Consider the following 18196-nt stretch of genomic DNA (forward strand, 5'->3'; position numbering starts at 1 on the left):
AGGTGGTGCCTATCCGTTTTGTCCAATCGGTTCAAGACGGGCCGAAGGATTAGATTTCTCCGTCATCTGGGGCGCGTAGATCGTCTTTCCAGGCGACTATTTGCCGCCGGTCGCGTTTGGTGGGCCTACCACCGCCACGGGGGCGCGATCCCGGGGGCGTTTCTTCCGGCGGGAGTGGCGGGGGCGAGAGATCGCAATAGAGCGTCGCCGCCTCGCTCGCCGGTCCGCGCCGGTCGCCTATCGCCTCGATGCGCAGAACCAGAATGCGGCCGCGCAGCGCGATCGTCACCACGTCGCCGGGCTTGACGGGCTGGCTCGCCTTGGAAATCCGGGCGCTATTGAGCCGGACGTGGCCGCCCGTGACAAGCGAAGCGGCCAGTGTCCGTGTCTTGGCGACGCGCGCGTGCCAAAGCCATTTGTCGATGCGCTGGCTGTCGCTCACGCGCCCGAGCGCCCACGCTCGTTGAGCGTGTCGCGCAGGTCCTTGAGGGCGGCGAAGGGCGATAGCGGATCCGGCTCCTTCGGCGGGCGCTTGCCCTGCGGCGGGCCGTCGGGCCGGGAGCGGCCGCCCTTGCGGCCGTCGCCACGACCGCTTTTGCGACCCTTTGCCTCACCGCGCGAGGGCTTCTTGCCGTCGCCCTGGCGCGCCTTCGCGCCCTTCTGCTCGGGTTTGCGGCGGCGTGGCGCGTCGGGCCGGCGGCCGGGTCGCCAGACGACGATCTCCGCGGATTCGGCCTCGCCGGTTCCGGCCTCGGGGACCTCGGTCGCGGTCGCTGTCTCTGTTGGCGTCCCGTCCGGTGTCTCGGTCGGCGTTTCGGCCGTTGTCTCGGCCGGGGTATCGACCGTGGCTTCGACCGGGGTTTCGGTTTGGGCCTCTGCCGGTCCTTCCGCCGGGGCGGCGGCCGCCTCGGCGGGCTCCGCTTCTGCCGGTTCCGCTTCGGCTGGCGCGGCTGTGGGCTCCACCACCTCCGGTGTCACCACGTCTGGTGTCACCGTTTCCGACTCAACCGCTTCCGATACGGTCTCGGTGTCGCTCTGCGGATCGCCTTCGCTCGTAACGGCGGGCGTCTCCGCCGTTTCGACCCTAGCGGCTTCGGCCGCTGTCTCGGTCTCCGTCCCGGGATGCTCCGATGTCGTTGCCGCGTCACCAGCATCGGCGGTTTGCGGTGCCGGTTCCGTTTTCGCTTCGGTCGTCGCGGGTGCCGGGCGGCGTTCACTGCGATAGCCGAGGGCCTTGAGGATCTCCGCGAAATCGTCGCCGGCGCAGCCGGCGAGCGACGTCATCTGCTCGCTGACCCGGAACGTACGGCCGTCGACCGCGCCGGGGGGCGGGGCGGCGTCGCCGTCGGGACGCCAGGACAGGGCGGTGCGGATCAGGTCGGCGATGCGCTCGAGGATGTCGATGCGTACCGCGCGGCTGCCGCAGGCGCGGAAGCCGAAGGCGCGGTAGAGGCTGCGCGCGGTGCCCGGCGCGACGGCGACCGACATGCGCCCGCTCTGGGCGAGGGCGGCGATGTCGTCGAAGCCCGGCTGATGCAGCCCGCCGTGATGCAGCGCCCAGAGCTGGGCGGCGAGAACGCGCGGACCGGGCTTGAGCAATATCGGCAGATAAACGTGATGGGCGCCGAAACGCACGCCGTGCTTCCTGAGCTGCGCGCGGTCGTCCTGGCTCAGGGCCTTCACCTCGTCGGCGACGCGGGGCCGCTCGAGCACGCCCAGCGCCTCGCCGAGCTGGAAGGCGACGCCGCGGGCCATGCCGGTGATCGCCTCGTCGCTTTCGAGCGCGCGCAGCGGCCCGAGATGCACCGCGATGCGGCCGTCGATCCACTTGGCCAGACGCGCCTCGGCATTCTCGCGCGGCGCGCCGGCCAAGTGTTCGTCGGCCAGCAGCACGACGCGCGGGCTCAGGACGGAATCGCCCTTCTCGACGCGGCCGATCGTGGCGCCGCGCCAGGAGAAGGTGCCGTCGAGGCTGAGCTGGATAACCTCGTCGGCGTCCTTGGCAAGGCGCTCGGCGCGGGTATTGAGCTCTCCCGTCAGGGTGCGCCGCGCGGCGGCGGCGATGGCCTTCAAGTGCTGGCCATCGGCCTCCGGATCGGGCGTGAAACGCAATCCCTCGAGGCGGCCGACATGGTGGCCCTCGACGGTTACATCTCCGCTGGCGTCGATTTCGGCTTCCATGGCCGGATTCTCCCTCAAGCTTCGGGCAAGCACGCTGGTGCGGCGATCGACGAAACGCTGCGCCAGACGTTCGTGCAGGGCGTCGGACAGCCGGTCCTCTACAGCGCGGGCGCGCTCCTGCCAATGGGCGGGATCGCCAAGCCACTCGGGCCGGTTGGCGACGAAGGTCCAGGTGCGGATATGGGCAATACGGTTGGACAGCGTATCGATATCGCCGTCGTCGCGGTCGCACTGGCCGATCTGGCGCGCGAACCAATCATCATCGATGTGGCCGTAGCGCATCAGCTGGCTGTAGAGCGTGGCGACCAGCTCGGCATGGTTGGCGGGTGCGATCTTGCGGTAGTCGGGGACCTGACAGACGTCCCACAACAGTTCCACGGCGTCGCGGCCCCGGGCGATGTCGGCGATCTCCAGATCGCGTGCGACGGCCTCCAGCGCCAGTACGTCGTCGCTCGCGGGCGCGCGGGTCAGCGTGTCCTCGCGCGGCAGGGCGGCGAGGCTCGCGTGCAGGCTCTCCATGGTGGCGAAGTCGAGATGCGTGTTGCGCCACTGCAGGATGCGGACCGGCTCGAAATCGTGGCTTTCCAGGCGCGCGACGAGCTCGTCCTCGAGCGGGTCGACGCGGCCGGTGACGCCGAAGGTGCCGTCGCGCATGTGGCGGCCGGCGCGGCCGGCGACCTGGCCCATCTCGGCGGGATTGAGGTCGCGGAACTGCCAGCCGTCGAACTTGCGCCGCGCGGCGAAGGCGACGTGATCGACGTCGAGGTTGAGGCCCATGCCGATGGCGTCGGTGGCGACCAGGAAGTCGACGTCGCCGTTCTGGTAGAGGCCGACCTGGGCGTTGCGGGTCCGCGGGCTGAGCGCGCCGAGCACCACCGCGGCGCCGCCGCGCTGGCGGCGCACCAACTCGGCGATGGCGTAGACGTCGTCGGCGGAGAAGGCGACGATCGCGGAGCGGCGCGGCAGGCGGGTGATCTTCTTCTGGCCCGAATAGGCCAGGTGCGACAGGCGCGGGCGGGTGATGACGTTCAGGTTCGGCATCATCCGCGTCAGGATCGGCCGCATGGTGGCAGCGCCCAGCAGCAGCGTCTCCTCGCGGCCGCGCCGGCGCAGGATGCGGTCGGTGAAGACGTGACCGCGGTCGAGGTCGGCGGCAAGCTGCACCTCGTCGATGGCGACGAAGGCGACGTCGAGGTCGCGCGGCATCGCCTCGACCGTGCAGACCCAGTATTTCGGGTTCTCCGGCTTGATCTTCTCCTCGCCGGTGACCAGCGCGACGGCCTCCGCGCCGGCGCGCTCGACGACACGGTTGTAGACCTCGCGCGCGAGCAGCCTCAGCGGCAGGCCGATGACGCCGGACTCGTGGCCCAGCATCCGCTCGATGGCGAGATGGGTCTTGCCCGTGTTGGTCGGGCCCAAAATGGCCGTCACCGCGCGGCTGCGCGCCGCGGGATGGTGGCCGACATCCGGCGCGATACTCATGACGCCTCCCCGGCGAGGGACTTCAAGGGCGCGGCTGTCGCATCTTCGCGAGGCGCTGTAAAGGCCGAACCCGGGTCAAGGTAAGCGCCGGCGTCCCATTTCGGCACAAAATCGCCGCCGCCGTTAACCTGTAGAACGAGCCTAGAACAAATGCTGGCCGAATCGCTGACTCCGACGGAATCGCGTTTCGTTCCCGGCAAGATATTGGGTGGCTGGTTCATAATCCTACGATATCTGGATTCAGTCGGGTTGCGGCGAGGGTCTGCGGGCGCGTCAATCGTTAACCCGCGAACGGGAGTCATCCACAATCGCGGGCAAGCCGAGATCGGCGGTCAGGCGCGATTGGGCCTGAAGATGGTGACGGGGGCATGGCGATAGAAGGGCAGGTGGCATAGCCGCCTACTCTTTATAGCCGGGGGGCCGAACGGAGTCCGCCGGACCTCCGGCAGTTCATCGGCTCTCAAGCAGCCGGTAGCCGCAATCGAGGGATTCGAGACCAGCGAAATGTCCATGGCGGCGTTCCCATTCGCCGCTTTCCAGATCGTTCGCCAGCTTCGCCAACCCCTCCGAAACGTCGCCCATTGCCCAGAAACAGGACATCGCGGTGCGGACCCTCTCGTCGAGATAGGCCGCCGGACGTCGCCAGTAGCCGGCCAGAAACCCGTCCGTGCAGTCGTGCGGAACAGGCACCGACGAAACCGAAATGGGCCCGAGCCAGCGCGCGAAGTCGGCCATCGTGGGCATCTGGCCTTCGTCCAGTGAAACGAGCGCCGGAAAATACTCGGCGAGCCAGAACCCGCGAAACGAAGGGTCGTAGGTCAGGAAGACGATTTTTCCGCGGGTTACGCGACGCATCTCGGCGACGCCCCGCTCCTTGTCCGACCAGTGGTGGATCGTCAGAACCGCCATCGCGGCATCGAACGACTTGTCGCCGAAGGGCAGATTTTCCGCGCTTGCCTGAATGACGGTCGCGTCCGAAGCGGGGCGCTGCCCGATCATCCTGGCCGAGGGTTCGACAGCCGTGATCTGGCGATCCGAAGGCTCGTAGGAGCCTGTCCCGGCCCCGACGTTCAAGACGGTTTCCGCATCGCCGAGGGCTGTTTCGACTTGCCGGGCAATTCGTGGGTCAGGTCGACGCAGATCCGCGTAGTTCAGGCCGATCGTGTCGTACAGATTGTTCATGCGCGCGCATGCCTTGGAGCAACATTCCACCCCCCGACCAACAGCCGATGGACCGCAAGTCGACGCGCGCCGTTCCGCCGGCGTCAGATCTGTGCCGGGGGCCGGCCTGCGGGGCTTGCGGAGGTAACCCGATTATTCGCCGAGCGCGGCTGCGCGCGTGTTCAATGCGCCGGTCGTCGTGGTCGCGCCTGCCTGGATGACGGCGAGGCCGATCGGGGTCGGGATCGAAATGCGGTAGGGCACCAGCAGATCGGATCCGGCGACCGGGGCGAGCTTCAGCTCGATATCGATCTTCTCGGCCATCTCCACCTCCTTCTTGTCGGTGCGATGGCCGGCAATGGCGCGGTAGTGGGCGCCGCAGACGAGAACCTGTCCGCCCGGGACGTCGCTGCTGGAGATCGATTCGATCTTGCGGAACTCGAGCGTCACGTCGAAGCGCTCGCGGCCGTTGTAGATCGGCACGGTGCGTTCGCAGGCGCGCTTGTCGATTCCGCTCGGCGTATTGCCGCCGGCGACGATCAGGGCGCTCATCGGATCGATCGTGTTCTTGGTATGCGCGTCGGTGACCTGCACCCGATTGGGGTGCTTGTACCATTCCTTGGGCACCGGCGGGGTCAGCTTCAGGCGGCGGACGCCGTCCTGGTTCATGGTCATGCGGACCTTGGCGGACTTCTTGCCGTCGGTGGCGTCGACGCTGAAGGCGCGCGGCTGTGTTCCGCCCGACATCAGGCGGCCGGCCGAGGAGGCGCTGGCCGTATAGTCATAGACGGCACCGGCGAGCCCGGTGAGCTTGCCGTATCCGTCGAGACGGTACTGGGGGCCGTCGAACGTGCCGCTGAGGGTGGCCTTGCCGACGGGGACGCCGGCGAGATAGGCGCTGTAATCGGTCTTGAACTTGTACTCGGCGGCCGATGTCGTGCCTGCCGACAGGACAAGCCCCGCAAACGCGACCGCGCAGGCGGACCTTCCGCCAAGACCGGCCAACGATGCACCTGCCTTCATCACCTTACCGCCTCATACTGACCGGCCGGCAGAACCGGCCTTGCCGGAAACGCTACGCCCTACGGAGCGCAGAATCTCGTGCCAAGGTTAAGGAACAGTATAGCGCAATTTCGTCGACAGCGTGGCGAGGCGGTATTTTCAGCCGGCTTTTCTCCCGGCCGCCAGGGCGGCGGAGGCGTCCCCCCACAGGCGGGCGATGGTGTCGGCCCCGAACCGGTTTCGGCAGAATTCGCAGGTCTTCGCGTAGAACAGTCGGGTTTCGTCCAAGGCGTCTTGGCTCAGCGCGGTCCGGCGCGGCGTCGAAGGCGCGTTTCAGGTTCCGGATGGTCACTTCGTACCGGGTGCGCAATCGCGGCCGCGGAGTATCGAAGCTCTCCCGGAGAAGGGGATTCAGCACAGTTTCCTCGTCCTGGTCGGCCTCGACCGTCCAGCGCTTATGCAGTTTCATGCGCAGGGACGACTAGATGCGCTCCAGGGGGCGCGCATCAGAAACAGGGCTTTGACCGTGAAGCCCCTGGGTTCCAGCAGCGATCGGATGTAAAGGAAATGGTCCGGTCTCAGTCCGCCGACGGAACAGCGGGACGAGACTAAGGCGCAGTGATTCCGTCTGCCCGCTTGACGCTTGGCGGCCCGCTTACTATACGCTTTCGACGAAATCCCTACACGGCAAGGCCAGACTCGGCCACCGGCGTCTCCGGCGGCCGTAGACAATTGAGGATCAGTAGAATGGCCCGGCGTTGTGAATTGACCGGAAAGTCGGTCATGACCGGAAACAATGTGAGCCACGCCAACAACAAGACCCGGCGTCGGTTCCTGCCCAATCTCGTCAACGTGACGTTGCTGAGCGACGTGCTCGACCGCGGCTACAAGCTGCGCGTCTCCGCGCATGCGCTGCGCAGCGTCGAGCATCGCGGCGGTCTCGACGCGTTCCTTCTGAAGGCGCGCGACGAGGATCTGTCCGACAAGGCGCTCACGCTGAAGCGGGACATCGCCAAGGCGACGGCCGCCAAGGCGGCCTGACCCGACGCCTGTCCGGCAGCTTCGCTCCGACGGCGCGCGAGAGATGTCGCATTCCGACGAAAAGAGCAAAACCGGGCCGGCCAAGGCACGGTTGCTCATTCCGTCCGGGCTGTTCGTTCCAATCGGGGCGATGGCCCTGGTGGTCGTCGCCTCGAACATTCTCGTCCAGTACCCGTTCACGCCCTGGGGCCTTGCCGACTATCTCACCTGGGGCGCGTTCACCTATCCCTTCGCCTTCCTGGTCACCGACCTGACCAATCGCCGCTTCGGGCCGAAGGCCGCGCGCACCGTGGTCTATGTCGGGTTCGCCGCCGCCGTCGTGCTGTCTATCGTGCTGGCGACGCCGCGTATCGCGCTCGCCTCGGGAACCGCGTTCCTGACCGCGCAGCTGATCGACGTTGCCGTGTTCCACCGCCTGCGCCAGCGTCTCTGGTGGATGGCGCCGCTGGCGTCCTCGCTGATCGGCTCGACCGTCGACACCGCGCTGTTCTTCACGCTTGCCTTTGCCGGCAGCGGTGTCGGCACGGCCGATTACTGGGGGCTGACGCTGCCGGTCTGGGTCGGCTGGGCGACGTTCGATTTCCTGGTGAAGGCCGTGCATGCGGTCGCTATGCTCGGCCCCTTCCACCTCCTGCGCTCGCGCATCAAGGCCAGTCGGGAAGAATATCCCGCGCTGTGATCGCGGGTGAAGCCCGCAGGTTGGCCGTCCTCGAAACGGCGAGCCCGTGTTCCTCGGGATGACGTGTGGTTGTCGCGACTACGGCGGCACCGGGGGAATTGCGCCCTACAGAAGCTCGAACTGCAGGATCAGCGTGCGCTGCAGCAGGTTGAAGTTGTCGTCCGAGATGATCGTCAGGACGGTGCGGCCCTGCGCGTCCGTGTGCACGGCGACGCCTTCCATGTTGTCGACCTCGTGGGCGGAGCCGGCGGTCAGGAGCGTGGCGGCCTCCATCGGTTGGGGACCGTCGAGCGCGGCGGCGGGAATGCGCCGCAGCCGCATGGCCACGCCCGAGAAGATGCTGAAATAGCGCTCCAGAACGATCAGATCGCCGCCGGGCAGGGCGACGATGTCGGTCAGGTTGAAATCGGAGGTGCGCTTCAGGCCGAGGTCGCGGATCTCTCCATTCCGGATCATCCAGCCGGGAATGACGTCCGGTTCTTCCGTCACGATGCTCTCGGCGAAGGTGACGATGGCGCCGCCATTGGGGGCGCCGGGCGGGATGACGGCGATGCCCTCCAACCCCTTGTTTTCGGGCAGGGCGGCGACAGCATCGGGCAGGGCGAGGCGCTTTGCCGTGACCGGCGCGCCTTTGTCATCGACGCGGACCTGCAGGATGCGGTTGTCGCGTTCGAAACCGATAAGAAAGTCGCCCGACACGCTGCCTTCGGCAAGGCCGTTGCCGCCGAGGGCCCTGAGCGATTCCGCGTCGGAGCTCTCCTTGTCGCCGAGCGGCTTGCCGTCGGCGCCGATCAGCCGGTAGGCGGCGACGTCGGACAGGCCGGCCAGGATACCGTCGTCGTAATCGAGGGTGGCGGAGAACAGGTCGCCGTTGTCGCCGACGAGAAGCGCCTTGCGGCCGTCGCCGGAGATCTCGATTCCCGACAGGCCGCCGAATCGGTCGTCGGAGGAGTCGACCTCGATGCCGCCGAGAAAGCGCAGGCCGTCGAATACGGCTCGCGACGGATCGTCCTCATCGAAGGCGGGGACGGGGCTCGCCTCGACCGGCACGGCCGCCTCGGTCGCCACCGCTTCCATCGGCGCGGACCAGCTCGCCAGCAGCAGCGCGAAGAGCAGGGGGGCGGCAGTCCGGGGCATGACCCCGTCAGGCCACGGCGCGCGTACGCGCGCCGCCACCACGCGGCATGCCGCGCGAAGGGCCGGGGGTCTCTTCGAACAGTTCGGCGAGCTTCTCGGTCATGGCGCCGCCGAGCTCCTCGGCGTCGACGATGGTGACGGCGCGGCGGTAGTAGCGCGTGACGTCGTGGCCAATGCCGATGGCGATCAGCTCGACCGGCGAGCGGGTCTCGATGTCCTCGATGACCTGGCGCAGGTGGCGCTCCAGATAGTTGCCGGGATTGACCGACAGGGTGGAGTCGTCAACCGGGGCGCCGTCGGAGATCATCATCAGGATCCGCCGCTGCTCGGGACGCGCCAGCAGGCGATCATGCGCCCAGGCGAGGGCCTCGCCGTCGATGTTTTCCTTCAGGAGCCCCTCGCGCATCATCAGGCCCAGATTGCGCCGGGCGCGCCGCCACGGCATGTCGGCGGGCTTGTAGATGATGTGGCGCAGATCGTTGAGGCGGCCGGGATTGAGAGGCTTGCCCGACGAAAGCCAGTGCTCGCGGCTCTGGCCGCCCTTCCAGGCGCGGGTGGTGAAGCCGAGGATCTCGACCTTGACGCCGCAGCGCTCGAGCGTGCGCGCCAGGATGTCGGCGCAGGTGGCGGCGACGGTGATCGGCCGGCCGCGCATCGAACCGGAATTGTCGAGCAGCAGCGTCACCACCGTATCGCGGAAATCGGTGTCGCGCTCCATCTTGAAGGTCAGCGGGTGCAGCGGATCGATGACCACGCGGTGAAGCCGCGCGGCGTCGAGGGTGCCTTCCTCGAGATCGAAGTCCCAGGAGCGATTCTGCTGCGCCATCAGGCGACGCTGCAACCGGTTCGCGAGCCGCGTGACGACGCCCTGGAGGTGATGCAGCTGCTTGTCGAGGAAGCCGCGCAGGCGCTCCAGCTCCTCCGAATCGCACAGCTCGTCGGCGGTGACGGTCTCGTCAAAGCGGGAGGTGAAGATGCGATAGGCGTTCTCCCCCGTCATGTTGGAGAACGGGAAATTCGGCCGCCACGGCTCGGTGGAGTCGGTGGCGTCCGCGGCGTCGGCGTCCTCGTCGATCTCCTCGGCGCTGGTTTCCGTCGCCTCGACCTCGCCTTCGTCCTGCTCGGAGGATTCCTGGCTCTCGTCGGCGGCGGCCTCGGCCGCCTCCTGCTCGCCTTCCTCTCCGGACTCGCCCTGGGTGTCGGAGGAATCGTCGCCCTCGGCGGATTCGTCGTCGTCCTCCTGCTCGGCGCCCAGCTCGTCGGCCATGTCGAAGGCGGCGATCATGTCGCGCACGAGACGGGCATAGCCGTCCTGGTCATCGACCAGCTCGGAGAGGCGGTCGAGTTCGCCGCCGGCCTTCTGCTCGATCCAGTCGCGCCACAGGTCGACGACGCGCTGGCCGCTCGGCGGCGGGGCCATGCCGGTCAGGCGCTCGCGGGTGATCAGCGCGACGGCTTCCTCCAGCGGCGCGTCGGCGCGCGACTCGGCGGCCGAGGTGTTCATGCGCTGGTAGCGCGCCTCCAGCATGGCGCCGATGTTGTCGGCGACGCCGGACATGCGCTGCGAGCCAATCGATTCGCAGCGCGCCTGCTCGACCGCCTCGAACAGCGTCCGCGCGTTGCGGCCCTGCGGCAGCAGCTTGCGATGGACACCCTGGTCGTGACAGGCGAGCCTGAGCGCCATGGAATCGGCGAGGCCGCGGGTGACGGCGGCGTCGGCGGCCGTCATCTTCCGCGGCGGCTCCGGCAGCCGGACATTGGTGCCCGACGCACCGGCCCGATCGGAGGCGTAGGTGACCTCGACGTCGTTGCGCCCCGAGATCGCCTTAACCGCGGCCGTGACGGCGCGCTTGAACGGCTCGTTCGGCGCGATACGGCCGGGCTGGCCGGGCTTCCTGTTGCTGGTCGGGGGGCCGGACACGGGGCGTCACAGAGCCTCAGTTAGCGATCAATTCAGGGCGACGTTGACCGCCGACTCCGGCAGATCCCTGCCGAAGCAGCGCTGGTAGAACTCGGCGACGATGCCGCGCTCGACCTCGTCGCACTTGTTCAGGAACGTCATGCGGAAGGCCATGCCGATATCGCCGAAGATCTGCGCGTTCTCCGACCAGGTGATCACCGTGCGCGGGCTCATCACCGTCGACAGGTCGCCGTTGATGAAGGCGTTTCGGGTCAGGTCGGCGACGCGCACCATCTTCGAGACGATGTCGCGACCCTCGTCGTTCTGGTAGTGCTTGGCCTTGGCCAGGACGATCGCCACCTCGTCGTCGTGCGGCAGGTAGTTCAGGGTGACGACGATCGACCAGCGGTCCATCTGGCCCTGGTTGATCTGCTGGGTGCCGTGATAGAGCCCCGAAGTATCGCCGAGACCGATGGTGTTGGTCGTGGCGAACATGCGGAAGGCGGGATGCGGGCGGATGACGCGGCGCTGGTCGAGAAGGGTCAGCTTGCCCGAAACCTCGAGAACGCGCTGGATGACGAACATCACGTCCGGGCGGCCGGCATCGTACTCGTCGAAGACGAGCGCGGTGTTGGTCTGCAGCGCCCACGGCAGGATTCCGTCCTGGAACTCGGTGACCTGCATGCCGTCCTTCAGCACGATCGCGTCCTTGCCGACGAGATCGATACGGGAGATGTGGCTGTCGAGGTTGACGCGCACGCACGGCCAGTTCAGTCGCGAGGCGACCTGCTCGATATGGGTCGACTTGCCGGTGCCGTGATAGCCCTGGATCAGGACGCGGCGGTTGTAGGCGAAGCCGGCAAGGATCGCGAGCGTGGTTTCCCGGTTGAACTGGTAGTCCGGATCGACCTCCGGAACGTGCTCGTCCGGCTCGGAATAGGCCGGCACTTCCATGTCGCTGTCGATACCAAACACCTGGCGAACCGACACCTTCATGTCCGGCAAAGCTTGCGGCTCCGTAACTGCGGTATTCATGCTGCCTCCAGCTTGCGGAACACGCATGGCGTCCCGACTGTCAAACCCTCGCGTTTATTGAAGCGCGCCGACAATACTCAGCTATCGCGATAGAAGCCAGAGGCCTTGAGGGTATTGTAGGCCTCGATGATCGAGCGCAGCCGATCCTCCTTGGATCGATCCCCGCCATTGGCGTCCGGGTGATGGCGCTTCACCAGTTCCTTGTAACGAACCTTGATTTCGGGGCCCGTTGCCGTCTCGTCAAGACCAAGGACGTCGAGCGAGCGCCGTTCGAGTGCGCCGATACGGCGTTTTCTCACCGACGGCTCGTCGCCACGCGGTGTGCCGCGGCCGGCCTCGGCGAAGAAATCGTAGGGATCGGAGTACATTCCGGCCCGGAACGCCTCGGCCGCGCTGCGCTTGCCAGCGGCATTTTGTCCTTTTCCGTCGACGCCCATAGACCAGGTCGGCCGGTGGCCGGTCGCGCGCGACCGCAGCCACTCCTGAACATCGCTCTCCGACATGCCGGAGAACCAGTTGTAGGACTTGTTGTAGTCGCGCACGTGGTCGATGCAGAAATTGTAGTACTCGCCCTCCTTGTGCCGGCCCTTGGGCGCGCGATGGCCGCCCGGCTGACGACAGCCCGGCGCCTCGCATTGCGGCACGCGCTCGGCGGCACGGCGCTCCTCGTCGGGGCGCACCCGGATCCGGTCGAACCATTTTGAATTCAGTTTCATGGGTCGAATTATGGGTAACCACGTGAATCGGCACAAGCGGTGCGCAGAAACGCGCCATGCGCATAGCTCGACGGCTTGACAGTCGTGCTTGCGCCGGCCACGAAAATCCGATGAGCACCGGAACGAAGAACACCGGCGATCGTATCGCCGAGAAGTTGACGACCGCTTTCGCGCCGAGCGCGCTGGAAGTGATCGACGAATCCGAACGCCATCATGGCCACGCCGGATGGCGGGAAGGTGGCGAGACCCATTTTCGCGTGAAGATCGTCGCGCAAGCCTTCGCGGGGAAAAGCCGCGTCGACCGGCACCGCATGGTCAACGACGCGCTCGCCGACGAACTGGCCGACCGTGTCCACGCGCTCGCGGTTTCGGCGAAGGCACCCGGCGAAGACTAGGCGGGCCTGATTCGGTAGGCGCACCGTCGCGCGCCGGCCAGCAGATGCTCGGTGCGCTCGACGGTGCAGTCGGGTCCGAGCACGCGGGCGAAGACCTCCATCTCGGCCCGGCAGAAGCCCTGGCAGGCGCGCGCGGCGACGTAGATCGGGCAGTGGTTCTCGATCAGCAGAAATCCGTCTCCGTCCTCGGCCGGCCGCCATTCGGCCATGTAGCCCTCGCGGTCACGCAAGCCGGCGAGCGCGGCGACCTTCCGGTCGAGCGTTTCGCAGGCCGACAGGGCCTCGGCGTAGCGCAGTTCGGTTTCCCGTTCGCGATGGCCGATCAGCCGGTCGAGCGCATCTTCGCCGAGCGAGCCGCGGATCGCCTCGATAAGACTGACCGATAGATCGGCATGGGTATCGGGAAAGCGCTTCCACGCTTCCCGCGACAAGTGCCAGACCCGTTTCGGCCGGCCGATGCCGCGCGCCTCGTCGCGGTGTTCGACGAGCCCCTCTTCGGCAAGACGGGCCAGCCTCTCGCGCACCGCCTGGGCCGAGACGCCGAGGCTCCCGGCGAGGTCGCCGGCGGTCAGTCCCCCGCGCATTTTGAGTTGAAACAGCAGCTTGTCCATTCCGGGCCGTTGGATTGCGTTTCGGTCCCCTTCGCGGGCCTCAGTAAATTCGACAAGTATCGGCTTGTCAAAAGAATGTCTTCTGTTAAACAATGATGGTCTTGTCAAAAGAGGGGGCGACCGTGGCGGACGGGGGCGAAACGAGCTTTGCGGCGGTGCTGCGCGGGGGCGGCGCGACGGTGGCCGTTCTCTGCCTCGGCGTCTGGCTGCATGCCGCCGATTCGCTGCTGGCCGCCACCGTCATGCCGAGCGCGGTCGAGGATATCGGCGGGCTTGCCTGGATCTACTGGACGATCGCCCTCTACGAACTCGGTTCGATTGCGGCCGGTTTCCTCGCAGCCCTGATCGCGCTGAAATTTGGCCTGCGCCATGCCATGGCCGGGGCCGCTTTGGTCTATGCCGTCGGCTGCGCGGCGAGCGCGGCGGCGCCCGACATGTCGACGATGCTGATTGGTCGGCTTCTGCAGGGGCTCGGCGGCGGCTGGATGATGGCGCTCTGCCATGTCGGCATGGCGCAGCTCTTCCCCGAGCGGCACTGGCCGAAGTTGCTTGCCTTGATCTCGGCGACTTGGGGCGCGTCCGCCCTGGTCGGTCCGCTCGTCGGCGGCGCGTTCGCCACGATCGGACTGTGGCGCGGGGCGTTCGTCGCGTTCGGGGTGCAGGCGGTGCTGTTCGCCGGGCTGTCGCTGCTGCTGTTTCCCGCCCGCCGCAGCGATGTCGTCGACGATGCGGTTTTTCCGTGGCGGCGGCTAATGCTGGTCAGTCTCGGCGTACTCGTCATTCTGGGCGCCGGCGTGCGCCCGCAGCCGCTGCTGGCGGTCGTGCTCGTCGCCGCCGGCTTCGCCTGCCTGTTTCTGGCGCTCCGGCTCGACGGCCGCAGTCCGCTGCGACTGTTGCCGCCGTCGCCTCTGGCGCTGGCGAAGCCATGGGGCGCCGGCTACCTGATGGTCCTCGCCCTGTCGATCGCGACGGTCTCGTTCACCGTCTACGGCCCGCTGCTGATGGAAGCGCTCTACGGCATCACGCCGTTCACCGCCGGGCTCATGATCGCCGTCGAATCGGTGTCGTGGACGATCGCCGCGATCGTCTTCGTGAATGCCGGCCCAAAGCTCGAAGCCTGGCTGATCCGGCTCGGCAGCCTCGCCATTTCCGGCGGCATCCTCGGCTTCGCGCTGACCATGCCCAACGGCCCGCTGGAGGCATTGCTGCCCTGGGCGGTGCTGCAGGGGGCGGGATTCGGCATGGCATGGGCGTTCATCATCCGCCGTATCGTCGCCTCGGTCGCCAAGGCCGAACGCGAGCGCGCGTCTTCGGCGGTGCCGACGCTTCAGATGCTCGGCTATGCGATCGGCTCGGCGCTTTCGGGCATCGTCGCCAATACCGTCGGGCTCGGTCACGGCACGTCGCCGCAAGCCGTCGAAAGCGCGTCCTTCTGGGTGTTCGCGGTGTTCCTGCCGGTGGCCGCGGTCGGCATCTGGGCGGCCTGGCGGCTTGCCTCCCGCGACGTGCCGGCTACGGCGTAGTGGCTGCGGCGCAGTGGCGGCTCAATCCTGGCCGCCGCCCTCCGCGGGTTTTTGCGGCTGTTCCTTGCGCGATGTCTTCGGCTTGGTGACCGGCGTGATCCTGAGTTTGGTCAGGCGGTTTCCGGCCTTGCGCAGAACCTGGAAGCGGAAGCCGTGGAACGTAAAGGCCTGGCTCGGCTCGGGGATCTGGCGCGCCTCGTGAATGACGAGGCCGGCGATCGTGGTCGCCTCGTCGTCGGGCAGGTTCCAGTCCATCGCCCGGTTCAGGTCACGGATCGGAACAGAGCCGTCGACGGCGACCGAACCGTCGGGCTGCGGGCGCACGCCTTCGACCACGATGTCGTGCTCGTCGGCGATGTCGCCGACGATCTCCTCGAGGATGTCCTCGAGCGTGACCAGGCCCATCACCTCGCCGTACTCGTCGACGACGAGCGCGAAATGCGCCTTGCGCTTGAGAAAGGCGTTGAGCTGGTCCTGCAGCGTGGTGACGTCGGGCACGAACCACGGCGGGTTCAGGATCGCGTCGATATCGATCTTGCTGGCGTCGGCGTTCTCGGCCGCAAGCGCGCGCAGCAGGTCCTTGGCGTGCAGCACGCCGACGATGTTCTCCGGCGAGCCCTTCCACATCGGCATGCGCGTGTGCGGGCTCGCCAGCACCTCCTGGACGACCTTCTCCGGCGGTTCGTCGCCGTTCAGCATGCGCATCTCGGTGCGATGGACCATGACGTCGGAGACCTCGAGGTCGCGCAGGTCGAGAATGCCGCCGAGCATGTAGCGGTCCTCGGCGATCACCGCGCCCTCGCGGTGATGCAGGTCGATGGCGCCGCGCAGCTCCTCGTGCGCCGACAGCAGCGGCTGCGTATCGGCGATGTTGCTGCCGAAGGCGCGCATGATGCCGCGCACCAGGAATTCGATGGCCATGGTGACCGGACCGAACACCCAGACGATCACGCGCACCCCCGGCGACACGAACAGCGCGACGCGGTCGGGATGGAGAATGGCGTAGGTCTTCGGCAGCACCTCCGCGAAGACGACGACCAGCGCGGTCATGACGACGGTGGCGTAGACGACGCCGGCGTCGCCGAACAGCTGGATGGCGACGCTTGTGGCCATCGCCGAGGCCAGGATGTTGACGAGGTTGTTGCCGAGCAGCAGCGCGCCGATCAGGCGCTCGCGCGTCTCCAGCAGCCGGTTGACGGTGCTGGCGCGCCGGTCGCCGGTCTTTTCGAGCTGGTGCATGCGCGCGCGGGACGCGGCTGTCAACGCGGTCTCCGACCCGGAGAAGAAGCCCGAGGAGATGATCAGGCCGACAATGGCGCCGATGATGATGGCAATCGCGAGGGTCATGATTTGGGTCTGGATTCCAGTCGTTCGAGAAGGAACTCCCGCACCGCCGTCTCCGGCACGTCCTTCCTGACGAACGCCTTGCCGATGCCCTCGACCAGAACGAATGTCAGGTTGCCGCGTTCGACCTTCTTGTCCTGACGGATCAGGTCCATGAGCCGGTCGGCCGAGGGGAGCCCGCCTTCAATATGGGACGGCCTGGTCGGCAGTCCAACGGCCGCCAGGTGACGGGCGACGCGATCCTCGTCGGCGGGATCGCACAGGCCGAGCTTCGCCGAGAAGCCGAAGGCGAGCACCATGCCGATCGCCACCGCCTCGCCGTGGACGAGCCGGCCGGTGAAGCCGGCGTCCGCCTCGAAGGCATGGCCGAAGGTGTGGCCGAGATTGAGCAGCGCGCGCTGGCCGGCCTCGCGCTCGTCGGCGGCCACCACGCGGGCCTTGGCGCGGCAGCTCGTGGCGATCGCCCTGATGCGCGCCGGGCCGCCGGCGAAGACCTCGCGCCAGCTCCCCTCCAGCCAGGCGAAGAAGGCGGGATCGTCGATCAGACCGTATTTCGCGACCTCGGCGTAGCCGGCGCGGAACTCGCGCGGGCTCAGCGTATCGAGCAGCGCGGTATCGGCGACGACGAGGGCGGGTTGATGGAAGGCGCCGATCAGGTTCTTGCCGTGAGCGGTATCGATGCCGGTCTTGCCGCCGACGGAGGAATCGACCTGGGCCAGCAGGGAGGTCGGCACCTGCACATAGCGCACGCCGCGCCTGAGGACCGCCGCCGCGAAGCCGGCGAGGTCACCGACGACGCCGCCGCCGAAGGCGATGACAAGATCGCCGCGCTCGACCCGGGCATCGAGCAGCGCACCGACGACGCGCTCCAGTTCGGCGAAGCACTTGGACGATTCGCCCGGCGGCACGGTTATGGTCGCGGCGACCTCGACCCGGCCCGATAGCGCGGCGCGCAATGCGGGCCCGTGCAGTTTTTCCACGGTCTCGTCGCTGACAACCGCCACCCTAGCGCCGGGCGCCAGCGCGGCGACCAGGCCGCCGAGGCCGGACAGGGCGTTCGGACCTATGACGATGTCGTAGGCGCGCTCGCCGAGATCGACACGCACGGTCTCGCCGGAAGGCACGGTTCTGGTTTCGGCGGTCATGACGTCATCCTCGTATCGTCGCCGGTCGTCTCGTCGCTCACGGACTGGTCACCCGCGGACTCGTCGCTTGCGGCCTCATCTGCGGCGGGGGGAAGGCATCGGTCGAGCGCGGCCAGGATCTCGTTGACCACGACGTCGTGCGGCACGTCGCGCGAGTGCACCGCCGCGTCGGCGAGCGCGTAGACGGGATAGCGCTCTCCGACGAGCCTGCGCAGGGTGCTGTCGATATCCTCGACCTTCAGCAGCGGCCGGTTGCCGCGCCGCTTGACCCGCCGCAGCAGAACGTCGAGATCAGCGTTGAGCCAGACCGAGACGCCGTGCGCGGCGATGTTTTCGCGCGTGGTCTCGTTCATCCAGGCGCCGCCGCCGGTCGCCAGCACCTGCGGACCGTCTTCCAGCAGCCTGGCGATCACCTTGCGCTCGCCGTCGCGAAAATAGGCTTCTCCGTGCTGCTCGAAGATCTCGGAGATCGAACAGCCGGCCGCCGCTTCGATCTCGGTATCGGCGTCGACGAAGGGCAGGCCGAGACGCGCGGCCAGCCGTCGGCCGACCGAGGACTTGCCCGCCCCCATCATGCCGATCAGCACCGCGGAGCGGTCGCCGAGCCGGGCACGGATCTCCGCAGGCTCGGGAACCCGGCCCCGTTGGGCTTTCCGGCGCGCGCTGCGGGGACTGTTACGTGTCGACGGCATCGGTCGCTTTCCGGCGTCCTTTCGAAACCCGTGTCGTTGGCATAAACCGCCAAATTATCCTATATCGGCGGCTGGCGGGCCTGATGGAGTACTTTCACTAGTCGCCGACCGGCTTCGATACAAGCGTCGCGCGCCGCCCGAGGTGGCGCCCG

At 67.6% G+C, this 18196-nt stretch carries 17 protein-coding genes; 4 read left to right on the forward strand and 13 right to left on the reverse strand.

The genetic code is table 11. The annotated features are described in order from the left end of the window. Positions 1–49: 49 nt before the first annotated feature. The 5 genes from MUB46_RS06250 to MUB46_RS06270 all read right to left on the reverse strand — a co-directional run bounded on the left by MUB46_RS06250 (position 50) and on the right by MUB46_RS06270 (position 6114). Complete coding sequence (locus MUB46_RS06250) at positions 50–442, reverse strand: RNA-binding S4 domain-containing protein (RefSeq protein WP_261615030.1); 393 nt, start codon at positions 440–442, stop codon at positions 50–52. Beyond that, positions 439–3663, reverse strand: coding sequence for a helicase-related protein (locus tag MUB46_RS06255; RefSeq protein ID WP_261615031.1), 3225 nt, complete (start codon positions 3661–3663; stop codon positions 439–441). Before MUB46_RS06255 ends, MUB46_RS06250 begins: the two co-directional genes overlap by 4 nt. A gap of 450 nt (positions 3664–4113) precedes the next feature. Beyond that, the gene (locus MUB46_RS06260) at positions 4114–4845 is read right to left on the reverse strand and encodes a class I SAM-dependent methyltransferase (RefSeq protein WP_261615032.1); all 732 of its coding nucleotides are present in this window, start codon (positions 4843–4845) and stop codon (positions 4114–4116) included. 132 nt (positions 4846–4977) lie between these two features. Then, entirely contained in the window at positions 4978–5847 is an 870-nt protein-coding gene (locus tag MUB46_RS06265) for a DUF3108 domain-containing protein (RefSeq protein ID WP_261615033.1), read from the reverse strand. 138 nt (positions 5848–5985) lie between these two features. Continuing rightward, on the reverse strand, positions 5986–6114 hold the full coding sequence (locus tag MUB46_RS06270) for a hypothetical protein (protein WP_261615034.1): 129 nt from the start codon (positions 6112–6114) through the stop codon (positions 5986–5988). A gap of 459 nt (positions 6115–6573) precedes the next feature. Here MUB46_RS06270 and rpmB point away from each other — a divergent pair, with 459 nt between their 5' ends. Beyond that, positions 6574–6867, forward strand: coding sequence for a 50S ribosomal protein L28 (gene rpmB, locus MUB46_RS06275; protein WP_261615035.1), 294 nt, complete (start codon positions 6574–6576; stop codon positions 6865–6867). Between the two features lie 130 nt (positions 6868–6997). Continuing rightward, complete coding sequence (locus tag MUB46_RS06280) at positions 6998–7546, forward strand: queuosine precursor transporter (RefSeq protein ID WP_261615533.1); 549 nt, start codon at positions 6998–7000, stop codon at positions 7544–7546. A 105-nt stretch (positions 7547–7651) separates the two neighbouring features. On the opposite strand, the gene MUB46_RS06285 is transcribed toward MUB46_RS06280, so the two are convergent. From MUB46_RS06285 to MUB46_RS06300, 4 genes are all read right to left on the reverse strand, one after another. Continuing rightward, entirely contained in the window at positions 7652–8683 is a 1032-nt protein-coding gene (locus MUB46_RS06285) for an esterase-like activity of phytase family protein (protein ID WP_261615036.1), read from the reverse strand. A gap of 7 nt (positions 8684–8690) precedes the next feature. Continuing rightward, a complete protein-coding gene (gene cobT / locus MUB46_RS06290; protein ID WP_261615037.1) occupies positions 8691–10604 on the reverse strand; it encodes a cobaltochelatase subunit CobT in 1914 nt (637 codons plus the stop codon). Positions 10605–10631: 27 nt separating this feature from the next. Then, a complete protein-coding gene (gene cobS / locus MUB46_RS06295; RefSeq protein ID WP_261615038.1) occupies positions 10632–11618 on the reverse strand; it encodes a cobaltochelatase subunit CobS in 987 nt (328 codons plus the stop codon). A gap of 77 nt (positions 11619–11695) precedes the next feature. Continuing rightward, a complete protein-coding gene (locus tag MUB46_RS06300) occupies positions 11696–12334 on the reverse strand; it encodes a J domain-containing protein (RefSeq protein WP_261615039.1) in 639 nt (212 codons plus the stop codon). A 110-nt stretch (positions 12335–12444) separates the two neighbouring features. On the opposite strand from MUB46_RS06300, the gene MUB46_RS06305 reads away from it, so the two are divergent. Then, positions 12445–12729 carry a BolA family protein gene (locus MUB46_RS06305; RefSeq protein WP_261615040.1) on the forward strand — a complete coding sequence of 95 codons (285 nt, stop codon included), beginning with the start codon at positions 12445–12447 and terminating at the stop codon, positions 12727–12729. On the opposite strand, the gene MUB46_RS06310 is transcribed toward MUB46_RS06305, so the two are convergent. Beyond that, positions 12726–13340, reverse strand: a complete 615-nt coding sequence (locus tag MUB46_RS06310) for a helix-turn-helix transcriptional regulator (protein WP_261615041.1) — start codon at positions 13338–13340, stop codon at positions 12726–12728. The two genes, MUB46_RS06305 and MUB46_RS06310, sit on opposite strands and share 4 nt — an antisense overlap. Before the next feature lie 122 nt (positions 13341–13462). On the opposite strand from MUB46_RS06310, the gene MUB46_RS06315 reads away from it, so the two are divergent. Further along, positions 13463–14863 carry an MFS transporter gene (locus tag MUB46_RS06315; RefSeq protein ID WP_261615042.1) on the forward strand — a complete coding sequence of 467 codons (1401 nt, stop codon included), beginning with the start codon at positions 13463–13465 and terminating at the stop codon, positions 14861–14863. 21 nt (positions 14864–14884) lie between these two features. Here the strand turns inward: MUB46_RS06315 and MUB46_RS06320 are convergent, their stop codons facing one another. From MUB46_RS06320 to MUB46_RS06330, 3 genes are read right to left on the reverse strand one after another with little or no spacing between them, the layout of a single operon-like run. Next, positions 14885–16210: an HlyC/CorC family transporter gene (locus MUB46_RS06320; RefSeq protein ID WP_261615043.1), complete on the reverse strand. Its 1326-nt coding sequence runs from the start codon at positions 16208–16210 to the stop codon at positions 14885–14887. Further along, a complete protein-coding gene (gene aroB, locus MUB46_RS06325; protein WP_261615044.1) occupies positions 16207–17352 on the reverse strand; it encodes a 3-dehydroquinate synthase in 1146 nt (381 codons plus the stop codon). The genes MUB46_RS06320 and aroB overlap by 4 nt, the downstream gene beginning before the upstream one ends. Then, positions 17349–18044 (reverse strand): shikimate kinase, encoded by a 696-nt coding sequence (locus tag MUB46_RS06330; protein ID WP_261615045.1) that lies wholly within the window; start codon positions 18042–18044, stop codon positions 17349–17351. The genes aroB and MUB46_RS06330 overlap by 4 nt, the downstream gene beginning before the upstream one ends. Positions 18045–18196 lie beyond the last annotated feature (152 nt).

It is taken from the genome of Microbaculum marinisediminis, assembly GCF_025397915.1.
Classification (GTDB): Bacteria; Pseudomonadota; Alphaproteobacteria; order Rhizobiales; family Tepidamorphaceae; genus Microbaculum; species Microbaculum marinisediminis.

Excerpts from the sequence above, each read along its gene's own strand:
- MUB46_RS06255 (WP_261615031.1), bottom strand. The coding sequence starts at position 3,663 with ATGAGTATCGCGCCGGATGTCGGCCACCATCCCGCGGCGCGCAGCCGC.
- MUB46_RS06260 (WP_261615032.1), bottom strand. The coding sequence starts at position 4,845 with ATGAACAATCTGTACGACACGATCGGCCTGAACTACGCGGATCTGCGT.
- MUB46_RS06265 (WP_261615033.1), bottom strand. The coding sequence starts at position 5,847 with ATGAAGGCAGGTGCATCGTTGGCCGGTCTTGGCGGAAGGTCCGCCTGC.
- rpmB (WP_261615035.1), top strand. The coding sequence starts at position 6,574 with ATGGCCCGGCGTTGTGAATTGACCGGAAAGTCGGTCATGACCGGAAAC.
- MUB46_RS06280 (WP_261615533.1), top strand. The coding sequence starts at position 6,998 with ATGGCCCTGGTGGTCGTCGCCTCGAACATTCTCGTCCAGTACCCGTTC.
- MUB46_RS06285 (WP_261615036.1), bottom strand. The coding sequence starts at position 8,683 with ATGCCCCGGACTGCCGCCCCCCTGCTCTTCGCGCTGCTGCTGGCGAGC.
- cobS (WP_261615038.1), bottom strand. The coding sequence starts at position 11,618 with ATGAATACCGCAGTTACGGAGCCGCAAGCTTTGCCGGACATGAAGGTG.
- MUB46_RS06300 (WP_261615039.1), bottom strand. The coding sequence starts at position 12,334 with ATGAAACTGAATTCAAAATGGTTCGACCGGATCCGGGTGCGCCCCGAC.
- MUB46_RS06305 (WP_261615040.1), top strand. The coding sequence starts at position 12,445 with ATGAGCACCGGAACGAAGAACACCGGCGATCGTATCGCCGAGAAGTTG.
- MUB46_RS06310 (WP_261615041.1), bottom strand. The coding sequence starts at position 13,340 with ATGGACAAGCTGCTGTTTCAACTCAAAATGCGCGGGGGACTGACCGCC.
- MUB46_RS06320 (WP_261615043.1), bottom strand. The coding sequence starts at position 16,210 with ATGACCCTCGCGATTGCCATCATCATCGGCGCCATTGTCGGCCTGATC.
- aroB (WP_261615044.1), bottom strand. The coding sequence starts at position 17,352 with ATGACCGCCGAAACCAGAACCGTGCCTTCCGGCGAGACCGTGCGTGTC.
- MUB46_RS06330 (WP_261615045.1), bottom strand. The coding sequence starts at position 18,044 with ATGCCGTCGACACGTAACAGTCCCCGCAGCGCGCGCCGGAAAGCCCAA.